This window comes from Vibrio profundum (genome assembly GCF_050337555.1).
Classification (GTDB): domain Bacteria; phylum Pseudomonadota; class Gammaproteobacteria; order Enterobacterales; family Vibrionaceae; genus Vibrio; species Vibrio profundum.
Window position 1 is genome coordinate 82105 of the sequence record NZ_JAKJTA010000015.1, and the last position, 10798, is coordinate 92902.

Below are 10798 nucleotides of genomic sequence, written 5' to 3' on the forward strand. Positions count from 1 at the left end.
TGCCTCTAGCCACGCGCTCGCCATAAGCGAATTAAGTTATGGTAGTTGTGCTTGATTTGCGCGATGAGTTCACCATCATTTAACTCTCCTGCCAACCAACCTTTAGATGGCTGACCAAAAATAGTGCGGCCAACCGCAAACCCTTTGACTAAGTTACTCTGAGCCGCTTGATTAAACCCACAGCTCAACTCTTCTTCAGGCGCATCCAAACCTAACAACACGACACCATGACAATGCGCATCTCGTTCAATAATTAAGGCTTCGACTTGCTGCCACGTTTGAGAAGCAAGCGGTGGCAATTTCCACCAATCAGGTTTCACGCCTAGGTTATAAAATCGCTGAATGGCACGTACATACATGTCATCTTCTTGCGGCATGTTGGCTGGCAGTACCACTTCAAGCAACATCTCATGGCCAGATTGGCAACATGCACTATAGACTTCCCGTACTTGCTTTTCTTGCTCTAAACGCAGTGCATGTTGATCTTCCGGATGAAAGAACACTAAACACTTCACCACATGCTCTTTTGGCCACGTCACCAGCTGCGAGCCAATATTGCCATGTTCTAGCTCCAACGGGCGAGATCCTGGCATCTCAACTGGGCGGCCAATCCACCACCCCGAACCCGAAGCTTCATTCAACACATCTTGGCCAAAATGGCCATCACATAAAATACCTGCTCTACCCTCTAAGTTGGCTTCTTGCGCAACTTGCTGGCTAGCAGACAAGATGAGCTTTTTAAGTTCTGGGATTCGATTGAGATCAGCCCCAACTTCACGAGCCATATCGGTAAATTGGATACGGTGATCAAACGCTAGAATACATAGCTCTTGCCACGACTTGTCGCGCGTTGTGACTCGGTGCAAGTGTGTTAACTGCGGGTCTTTGTCTGGACGAGGCACGTCTTCAACACGTAATAAATAGTTATCTAGCTCTTCTTTGCTCGGCATCGCAGGCGCGCAGCCATGACGTGACACCACTAGGGCGCCGCACGCATTCGCGTATGCACAAGTTTGCTGCCAGCTTTCATTGTTTAAGTATCCGCGCAGCAGGCCAGACATAAACGCGTCGCCCGCACCAAGTACATTCAGTACGTCAACACGAACGCCTTGAACATTAATTCCGCCATCAAGATCCGTCGGAATCGCTTCACTAAACACGGAGCACCCTAATGGACCACGTTTGCAAACAAGTTCAGCCTGAGAAACTTCTCGAACGCCGTGAAGAGCTGCCAATGTCTCGGTTGAACCACCCGCGATATGGAACTCTTCCTCGGTTCCGACAATCAAATCGAACAGGCCCAGCACTTCTTTCAATTGAGCGGTCACAGGCGCCGATTCGATATAACGAGTTTCTCCATCTCCCAAAGAGGTCAGTCCCCAAAGCACCGGACGATAATCAATATCCAGTACCGTTTTCACATTATGTTTACGCGCATAATTCAGTGCAGTGATCACCGCATCACGCGTTTTAGGGTGAGATAAATGAGTGCCAGTGATCGCTAAGCAGCGCGCTGATGCGATGTAATCTTCATTCACATCTTCAGCCGTGATCGCCATGTCAGCGCAGTTGTCACGATAGAATACCAAGGGAAAAGTCTCGTGATCCTTAATGCCGAGAATAACCAACGCTGTTAAGTGATCTTTATCGGTAATAAGGTGACTGGTATCAACGCCAACACGTTGCAACTCTTCCCTTAGAAATCGTCCCATGTGCTCGTCACCCACTCGCGCCAACATAGACGACTTAATACCTTGTCGCGCGGTTCCGTAAGCGACATTACCCGACGATCCACCCAAATATTTGGCAAATGACCCCATGTCTTCTAGGCGAGCACCTTGCTGCTCTCCATATAAATCGACGGCAACACGCCCCATGCATATAAGGTCAAGCTTCTTATCGATGGCCTTCATTTCATTTCTCCTTCCCTTAGAATGGGTATTCTTAATAGCGGCTTGCTAGAAGCACCTGCCTCGCTCGTGATGATACTCAACTTGAACTCAACGAGCTTGCTTTGATGACAATGTTATACGAAATGTTTATTTCATTTTCAAACAAAAACAAAACACAAGGTTCATTGTGTGACCATCAGCAAGATTTTGCACCTAGGCCAATAAACAAAATGAATGGCAGGCAGTAAGAGAGGGTAATTTCGCGATCTCGACATTTCATATCGAAGACAAAAATGAAATAAAAGTTTCATTTATAGCGATAATTTATGTATCGTGAGTAACGTTATGTTTCGATTAAGATGAATAGGAGAGCGTCGCTGTGAGCGAGAACATTAAGGTTGCCCACTCATTGACTGAGCTGCAAGATCAAATCCGCCGTCATTACCCAAATCTCAGTAAGCGTTTACAACAAGTGGCCCAATACGTGACGGATAACTCTAACAGCGTTGCTTTTGATACCGTAGCAAGCATTGCCCAGCAAGCCAATGTTCCGCCTTCAACCTTAATTCGTTTTGCCAACGCTTTTGGATTTAGTGGTTTCAACGAAATGAAACAGCTATTTCGCCAAAACTTAGTTGAGGAAACCGCAAGCTACACAGACAGAGCTCGCTTGTACACCCAATTAGAAGACGAGCAGCGCCCACCCGAAACACCCAAAGAAATACTGCAAGAATTTGCCCGCGCCAATTCTCAAGCGCTCACCCATCTTGCCGCGCAAACCTCAGACGAACAGCTTTCTCAAGCTGTCGAAATGCTACGCAAAGCTGAAAATATTTATCTGATTGGGCTTCGTCGCTCGTTCAGCGTGGCCTCTTATCTCACTTACGCTCTACGCCATTTAGACAAACGTGCCTTTCTCATTGATGGCCTCGGCGGCATGTTCCAAGAGCAGCTAAGTTTGATTGGCCCCAAAGACGTGGTGGTATCGATAAGTTTTAGTCCGTATGCACAAGAGGCTGTCGCGCTCAGCGAAACCGCGGCTAAGGCAGGCGCACAACAAATTGTCATCACCGATAGTCAAATCAGTCCATTGGCAATTTTCAGTGACCTGTGCTTTGTCGTGAAAGAAGCCAAAGTTGATGCCTTCCGCTCTCAATCCGCCACCATGTGCCTAGCTCAAACTCTAACGGTTGCCATGGCGTTCCATGATGTAAAGGGGTAGATTTAACGGCTCTGGCTCTAGCCCATCATCAACATCAACATCAACATCAACATCAACATCATTTTAAAGGACTAAGAATGCTTGGCTATCACATCAGTACCGATCCCAACAATCTCGATTTCGATCTCATCCATTCATTTGTATCTCAAAGCTATTGGGCCCAAGGGATCCCAAAGCAAGTGCTGAGAAACGCGATAACCAACTCTTTCTGTTTTGGTGTGTATAAAAACACTGGTGAGCAAGTGGGCTTCGCCCGGTTAATCACTGACAAGGCAACCTTCGCATATTTGGCCGATGTGTTCATCGTTGAGGCACAACGAAACAAGGGTTTAAGCAAATGGCTGCTTTCTACCATCGTCAGTCATGAAGATTTGCAAGGTCTACGCCGCATCGTTTTAGCCACCCGCGACGCGCATAGCCTATACGCACAATTCGGTTTCACACCGATTGAGCATCCAAACAAACTTATGCAAATTTGGCAACCAAATGTGTATAGCGAAACCGTTGATTGACAAAGCGTTCCTCTCATTGAAACCTAAATTCAAGCTGTTAAAGTGTTCTGGATAAATATTACTGATAAGGACATTCATGTATATCCCCAACAAGCTTGAAATGAAAGATGATAACGCCATCATTGATTTTATCGCCGAGTTTAGCTTTGGCCTCCTGATCTCACCAGATCTTGAAGCCACTCATATGCCATTGCTATATGTGCCAGAAGAAGGTGCTAAAGGCCAATTATATGGGCACTTTGCCAAAGCCAACCCTCAGTGGAAGCAACTAGAAGGCGAGCGTGTATTGGTGATTTTTAACGGTCCGCATGCGTATATCTCTCCTACATGGTATACCAATAAACCCGCCGTCCCAACGTGGAACTATGCTGCCATCCACTGCTATGGCACCGTGGAATTATTGAGTGAAAACGACGCTGCCAACACCATGGATACACTCATCAATAAATATGAGCCTGAATTACTCAGCAACAAAGACATCATGCCGGACGATTATCAGCATAAACTACGCCAAGCCATCGTCCCCTTCCGAATCGTAGTTGATAAAATACAAGCGAAAGAAAAACTCGGTCAACATCGTAAAACTGGGGATCAGCAAGGCGTCTACTTCGCGTTACAAGAAAGCCAACACCCCGATGCCAATGTTTTAGCGGAGTATATGAACAAGCGCGAATTGGGCACAGGGAAGTAACCCATATTTATGCGACGTCTATTCATGAGACGGGCACTTTCCTTTCGTGTAAAAAATATAAAATGGAAACAGTCTGTGACAAAACAATAACTATAACTATAACTATAACTATAACTATAACAAGGTAATAGAACTCATGCTTGTTCCCAAAGCCTGTAGAAATACAGGCTATGGAGATTGGATTCATTCGCTTAATTGCTATCAGAGTTAAAAGCGAGCCCGTACACTTAATCACTATTGTTTTTGTATTCCACCATGAGTGAGCTTTTCTGGGGACAACAGCTCTAACAGCTCTTCCCGGCTTAAATCGGTATGTTCAGCGGCAACATCAACTATAGGGCGGCCTTCTTTGTATGCAAGTTTTGCTATCTCTGCGGCTTTCATATAACCAATAATCGGATTGAGTGCAGTCACTAGTATTGGGTTACGTGCTAACGCCTCATTGAGGTTATCTGCTTTCACCGTAAATCCAGCAATAGCATTGTCCGCTAGTAATACGCAAACCTTGCTTAGTAACTCAATACTTTCTAATAAATTCTTAGCAATAAGTGGAAGCATAACATTGAGTTCAAAGTTTCCAGATTGCCCAGCTACGGTGATGGTCGCATCATTTCCGATGACCTGCGCCGCAACCATCGCTGCTGCCTCTGGCATAACTGGATTGACTTTGCCTGGCATGATCGATGAACCAGGTTGTAACGCGGGTAATTCAATTTCTCCAAGCCCGGCTAAAGGGCCAGAATTCATCCAGCGTAAATCGTTCGATATTTTCATCAGCGATACGGCTGAAGCTTTTAGTCGTCCAGATAAACTCACAGCCGTATCCATAGTACCAATATGCGTGAAGAAATTTTCGGCGGTAGCAAACGGGATGCTCGTTTTCTCAGCCAGTGCTTTATTAAACATATTTGCAAACTCAGGGTGTGCGTTGATCCCTGTACCTACCGCTGTTCCACCTTGAGCTAATCTTTGGATAGTTGGTTGAAAGTCCACCAAGTGTTGGATGTTAAGTCTTATCTGATCAGCCCAAGTCTCGAGTGATTGACTTAAACGAATCGGCATGGCGTCCATTAGGTGAGTGCGCCCTGTTTTTACATAGCCTTCTAGTGTGGATGCTTTGCTTCGTATGGTTTTCTCTAAATACTTCAGCGACGGAATTAACCTTTCATCTAATTCGATAGCAGCGCTGATATGAATGGCCGATGGAATGGTGTCATTACTACTTTGCCCACAGTTGATATGGTCATTGGCACCGACATTTTGTTTGTAGTGTTTTGTAGCTAATGTAGCTAAAACTTCATTAGCATTCATATTTGAACTTGTCCCTGAACCGGTTTGATAAATATCGACAGGAAAATGTTCCATGAAGTTGGGTTCAGCAAGTAGCTCATCTACGGACGTACAAACCGCCTTTGCCATTGACGGCGGTATTAACCCTAGTTTTGCATTGGCTTGTGCAGCCGCATATTTAGCCAATAGTAGCGCTTTGATAAAGGCCGGCGGCATACTTTGACCACTGATTGGGAAATTGTTAATAGCACGTTGCGTCTGGGCGGCATACAGAGCATTGATTGGCACTTCTAGCTCACCCATACTGTCTTTTTCTATCCGAACTTTACTCATGGTAATCCCCTTAAGCTTAACTCAGTTGAATGTTTGGCTCTGCTCAACATAATGACTGGTAATTACAAACTCTTTCATTAAGCATCCGACTATTTCGAAAGATGCTTTGAAGTTACTTAGTTTTTTCAAGCAATTTAACTTTAGATCACTGGCATTCTTGGGGATGGGAAGTACAAAGGAGAAGAGTTCCTTCTGTTCACTCTAACACGCACATCACAAGCCACTATGGCTTCAAAATGCACTATGTCTTAAAAATGTACTATGTCTAAACTTTAAAAGACAACTTCGTAGCATTCACCCTAAGGGAATTCCTCCCAAACCAAGTTAGATTGAATGCTCTCACCTCTCAATGAAATAGCCTTTCCTCCCGAATTTCCTTAATTTACAAGTCATATACACTGCCTAAGTGCCAACATTAGGTTGATTGGTTCTGTTCTACTGGAGTAAAACGTTTCAGCCAAAGCCATTGATAAAAAGAAACTCATCCACAAACTCGATTTTTTTTATACATTAGCTATCGTTTTATTTGGGGTTACTTATTTATAGAGCTTGATGGCGATAAGAATAGACCAATAACGGGTTAGATACGTGACAGTAGAATGACCAGTGTGCTGTAAAGCTTATCTTTCTTAAAAGAACAAGGCCGACTTGCTATTAAGCATGATGAAAAAGCTCAAAGATGAAAAAAAAATTAGTCAAAAAGTTCCAACATTTTTCTTTCGGTGCTCAATTTATAGTCATTGCCTATTTAGTAGCACTGCTGGCGATATCCTATAAGATCAATGCATTACATTATGAAGTCAAGGAAGCATTGGCAAATACTCAGTATGCGCAACAGCTAGCGAATGATCTTTTACAATCTTCCGAAGATCTCACGCGTATGTCCCGTACATATGTTTCAACAGGCGATCCAATGTACAAACAAGCTTTTCTGACTGTTCTCAAAATACGAAACGGAGTCGCTCCCCGCCCAACAAACTACTCGCCCGTCTATTGGCACTTACATCTAGAAAATGGGGTTCACTTAGATCCAAGTGAACCGTTACAACGCGGTTCACTTAGATCTTTAATGCTGGATGCTCATTTTACAGGTACAGAAATTTCATTACTTGATGAATCCCAGAATGCTTCAGACAAACTTGCAGGCATAGAACAAAAAGCTTTTTCTCTTATTGAACAGCCCGTATCGTCAAAAGATTCTGATATATCCTCTCTTCGATCCAAAGAAGCATTAGCACTGCTCTACGACACCGACTACGTACAAGCTAAAAAAAGTATTATGGTGCCTATCAGCCAAGTGATCTCGAGTGTTAATAATCGTACTTCAAAAAAAATTGCTCGTATCCAGTCAAATATAGATTTCTATATGGGCCTACTATGGGGATCGATACTCGCGGGTGCGGCAGGGTTCATGGTGGTGTTCTTATATACTTACAATCGCTTTGTCACCCCATTATCACAGCTAAGCGATTATGATGTTTTAACGGGCGTTTTAAATCGAAGAGGGTTTATGCTGATTGCTAATCATGAATTTCAATGCAGCCAAAAAGATGATTCAGCTATGTGCTTGTTAATGATAGATATCGATAATTTTAAGGTGATTAATGATACCTATGGGCATATGGCTGGAGACAAGGTTTTGAAAAAGCTCACAAAAAACCTTCATCGGAGCTTGAGAGCTAGCGATTCTTTAGGTCGATGGGGAGGTGAAGAATTTATCGTTATCCTCCCTAAGCAAAGTTCTGATCGGGCTTTGATTGTCGCTGAGAGGCTAAGGGAATCTATTGAAAAAAATACAATCCGCATCAATAAACATACGATTATCAAAGTGACTATTTCAATTGGGATGAGTATCTATGACAAGAACACCGATAACTTGGAGAATTTAATTTCTTTAGCTGATGAGCAACTCTACAAAGCTAAACAAAGCGGACGGAATAAGGTTTGCTTTTGGACAGCGACGACCACTACTAGCACCTAAACGCCTCTACCAAGTCTCAACATATTGAAAAATAAACAAGCCCTTGGCTGCAGGGTATATGGACGACCTGCTCAAGAGCTTAGCCTCTTAAACAGGTTGTTTATTCATTCAAGGGTGACGCGTGGCAGTATTTTATGCAGCCTTTTGTATGCGAGGTGACTTTACTTGCCCGTACTGCTCTGACGCAGTTTCTCGGTCTGGTTTTACAAGTTCAAAAAGCGTACAAATAATGACGATAAACCAAAGGATGATGCTAATCAGCGTTAAGGCATTCATGTTTAATACCGCATGAAGGTAAGACCAAATCGCAGAGAATATTGAGAAAAAAGCGGTAAACATCGCAGCTGCGGTGCCAAAATGTTTATCTAGCACTTTCATTCCGCCATGAGTTCCCATAGGGCCAAGCATACCCGCACCGATACCAATGGCGATAAAAGTACTGATTGTATAATTCAACGTCATATGGGTATTAAGGATAAGCGTTGCAATGGCAACCAAAGCAAACGCAACAAACTTCAAGTGGCGTTTCACCATCCGTGAACCGATATATTTTGAGATCATATTTCCGACGAAATACGACACGCAGATAAACAAAGCAATGTTGGAATAATCACTCGTTGAGACATGGAAACGTTTAATAAAGACCTCAGGACCAAACCCGAGAAACAAGCCAAGTATGACTGAAAAAAACAGCCCCACTAAGATGGCATTTTTCATGAAAAGAGGATTTTTGGCGCAATACAAGAACTGCTCACTAATACCTTTAACATTGACTCGACTAGGGACGAAAGATTTGTCCGGCTCGTGAGCGTTTAGGTACGTGCTTAACAGCAAACAGGCTACAAGTATCGCTAGCACCCCATAGATAAGATGCCAGTTCATATGCTCAGCCATGTCAATTGACAGCTTTGTTGCGACGATAGGCCCAGCGATCACCAGGACTGAAAACGTAGTGTAAGCCTTAAATAACAAATGGGGATTTTTTATGGCATGGTTGACGATTGAACGCGACACCACAGAAAACGCGCCAGTGCCTAAACCTATGATAACAAGACCAAAAGCAAAGGTATAAAACGAGTCACTGAACAAGCACACAAGCAAGCCCATCAAGCTAACACTTTGAGCAATTAATAACACGCGTCTTCTACCCAAAAAGTCTGAGACTGGCCCAAGTACAATCGATGACACTGAGAAGAAGAAAAACAACAAAGAAACACCTAACTGCAACTCTGTCATCGACATTTGGCTTTTCTGACTAATCATCAGCAGAATCGGCGCGGTTGAACTCAGTGTTAGATAAGCAATAAAGAATATTGCGTAAATGGTATACATAAATCGTTTATCAGCCTTCATGGCGTTCCCCAATCACAAACATTTAATCTCTTGTATACGCCATAGATTAACCACCTCTGTTGATAATTAAAAATAGAGTATTATCATCATAGTGATAACATTTTTTTATCAATCAGGTGCACGATGAATTTCACTTTAAAACAACTGAAAACCTTTCAAATGGTTGCCGAGTTTCTTAACTATCATCGAGCGGCAGAGGCCTTGTTTATCACACAACCTGCGGTTACAAGACACATTCAAATGTTGGAAGAGACCGTCGGATTTGCACTATTTGAAAAGCTCGGCAAGAAAGTTCAACTGACTGATCAGGGCAGAAGTATGTTGAGTGAAGTAGAGGCCGTCTTGGCTCAGCTTGACGTAATGAAGGCCAACATCAAGCAAAACATTTCACGTGATAAACAGTTCTCTTTGGCGGTCATTCCGGGGCTGGAAGACTTAACGATGGAGGCAGTGATTGACTTTTTCAAAGTAGAGCCAGAGGTCAAAGTCAATATTGAAGTTATTTCCAATAGCAAAATGGCTCAAGTCATTACATCGAATCAGTTTGATGTGTGTATATCCGCGAACTCACACGTTGAAAGTGATTACGTGAGAGAGGTATTGTTCGAAACAGAGCTCTGCTTGACAGCTTGTTACGACCACAAGTTGAGAGGAAAAAGGAAGGTCACACGCTCAGACATTAAAAAAGAGTGCTTCATAGAAATTGAGACTTCAGAATCGTTTAAAGAGAACATGGAAAAGTTTAAGTCACAATACATCTCTGATGACAACACGCGCATAAAAATCCGCGGAAGAAACGCATTGATAAAGGCCGTTTATGCGGGCATTGGGATTGCTTTGTTACCAAGCTACACCATCAAAGAAGGGCTTAAATTAAAGACGTTATGTGTGCTAAATACCAGCAAGTTGAACTTACACGCAAGCTATGGTTATTTCTATCATAAAAACAAAGTGTTGAGCGAAGAAACCCATCGATTTTTAGCCATACTGAAAGAGAAAATCAGTAAGAAAATTTAACACACTGTAAATTATGCATTTCATAGAACCGATGTGAGAAAGTGGCTTCAACGGTCACCTCACATTAAAGGTTAGAACCGAACAATAAATGTGGAACTCTGCCAATAAAGATCGAAAGTTTTCTAGCCGAGGCTAGCACTGATTTGCCCCATTATAATCTAGAACAATAGGCTGGAAGGAAGAAGGTGGGACAGACTTGCCCTACCTGAGGGGCTCTTCTCCGGTTTCCTGAGCTTGATTACTTCATAACAGCATGATTATTACGTTAACTTAGAATGCTCATTTATCTTATAAATCATGTGGATAATATGCCTTCCTTATCTTCTACTTTGTTTCGCTTTAAAGGACAGTGTGTAGAGTCACTTTCAATAGGCGATGATTCCCAGTCAGTCATCGTTCGTTGTCGTAGAGACAAGCGTTTTAAGGTCAAAGAGCCTGGAACGCAAACACCCTGTACCGTCGATCACTATATTCGAAGGCGTCTTCATGACCTTCCAGTAAGTGGGC

At 43.2% G+C, this 10798-nt stretch carries 8 protein-coding genes and 1 pseudogene; 6 read left to right on the forward strand and 3 right to left on the reverse strand.

Annotated elements, in window-relative coordinates; all coding sequences use genetic code 11:
- Positions 1 to 5: 5 nt before the first annotated feature.
- Positions 6 to 1913, reverse strand: coding sequence for a bifunctional 5-dehydro-2-deoxygluconokinase/5-dehydro-2-deoxyphosphogluconate aldolase (locus L4C34_RS15080; protein WP_428790173.1), 1908 nt, complete (start codon positions 1911 to 1913; stop codon positions 6 to 8).
- A 370-nt stretch (positions 1914 to 2283) separates the two neighbouring features.
- On the opposite strand from L4C34_RS15080, the gene L4C34_RS15085 reads away from it, so the two are divergent.
- The 3 genes from L4C34_RS15085 (at position 2284) to L4C34_RS15095 (ending at position 4317) form a co-directional block, all read left to right on the forward strand.
- Entirely contained in the window at positions 2284 to 3114 is an 831-nt protein-coding gene (locus L4C34_RS15085) for a MurR/RpiR family transcriptional regulator (protein WP_428790182.1), read from the forward strand.
- A 77-nt stretch (positions 3115 to 3191) separates the two neighbouring features.
- A complete protein-coding gene (locus L4C34_RS15090; protein ID WP_428790174.1) occupies positions 3192 to 3626 on the forward strand; it encodes a GNAT family N-acetyltransferase in 435 nt (144 codons plus the stop codon).
- Between the two features lie 76 nt (positions 3627 to 3702).
- Positions 3703 to 4317, forward strand: a complete 615-nt coding sequence (locus L4C34_RS15095) for an FMN-binding negative transcriptional regulator (RefSeq protein ID WP_428790175.1) — start codon at positions 3703 to 3705, stop codon at positions 4315 to 4317.
- Between the two features lie 234 nt (positions 4318 to 4551).
- Here L4C34_RS15095 and L4C34_RS15100 read toward each other — a convergent pair whose 3' ends face one another.
- On the reverse strand, positions 4552 to 5940 hold the full coding sequence (locus tag L4C34_RS15100; protein WP_428790176.1) for a class II fumarate hydratase: 1389 nt from the start codon (positions 5938 to 5940) through the stop codon (positions 4552 to 4554).
- A gap of 679 nt (positions 5941 to 6619) precedes the next feature.
- Here L4C34_RS15100 and L4C34_RS15105 point away from each other — a divergent pair.
- Positions 6620 to 7921 carry a GGDEF domain-containing protein gene (locus L4C34_RS15105; protein ID WP_428790177.1) on the forward strand — a complete coding sequence of 434 codons (1302 nt, stop codon included), beginning with the start codon at positions 6620 to 6622 and terminating at the stop codon, positions 7919 to 7921.
- 132 nt (positions 7922 to 8053) lie between these two features.
- Here L4C34_RS15105 and L4C34_RS15110 read toward each other — a convergent pair whose 3' ends face one another.
- Complete coding sequence (locus L4C34_RS15110) at positions 8054 to 9274, reverse strand: MFS transporter (RefSeq protein WP_428790178.1); 1221 nt, start codon at positions 9272 to 9274, stop codon at positions 8054 to 8056.
- 123 nt (positions 9275 to 9397) lie between these two features.
- On the opposite strand from L4C34_RS15110, the gene L4C34_RS15115 reads away from it, so the two are divergent.
- Both L4C34_RS15115 and L4C34_RS15120 read left to right on the forward strand, forming a co-directional pair.
- Positions 9398 to 10291 (forward strand): LysR family transcriptional regulator, encoded by an 894-nt coding sequence (locus L4C34_RS15115; protein ID WP_428790179.1) that lies wholly within the window; start codon positions 9398 to 9400, stop codon positions 10289 to 10291.
- A 308-nt stretch (positions 10292 to 10599) separates the two neighbouring features.
- Positions 10600 to 10798, forward strand: a pseudogene (locus L4C34_RS15120) (ISL3 family transposase); the annotation flags it as partial.

Excerpts from the sequence above, each read along its gene's own strand:
- L4C34_RS15080 (WP_428790173.1), bottom strand. The coding sequence starts at position 1,913 with ATGAAGGCCATCGATAAGAAGCTTGACCTTATATGCATGGGGCGTGTT.
- L4C34_RS15090 (WP_428790174.1), top strand. The coding sequence starts at position 3,192 with ATGCTTGGCTATCACATCAGTACCGATCCCAACAATCTCGATTTCGAT.
- L4C34_RS15095 (WP_428790175.1), top strand. The coding sequence starts at position 3,703 with ATGTATATCCCCAACAAGCTTGAAATGAAAGATGATAACGCCATCATT.
- L4C34_RS15100 (WP_428790176.1), bottom strand. The coding sequence starts at position 5,940 with ATGAGTAAAGTTCGGATAGAAAAAGACAGTATGGGTGAGCTAGAAGTG.
- L4C34_RS15105 (WP_428790177.1), top strand. The coding sequence starts at position 6,620 with ATGAAAAAAAAATTAGTCAAAAAGTTCCAACATTTTTCTTTCGGTGCT.
- L4C34_RS15110 (WP_428790178.1), bottom strand. The coding sequence starts at position 9,274 with ATGAAGGCTGATAAACGATTTATGTATACCATTTACGCAATATTCTTT.
- L4C34_RS15115 (WP_428790179.1), top strand. The coding sequence starts at position 9,398 with ATGAATTTCACTTTAAAACAACTGAAAACCTTTCAAATGGTTGCCGAG.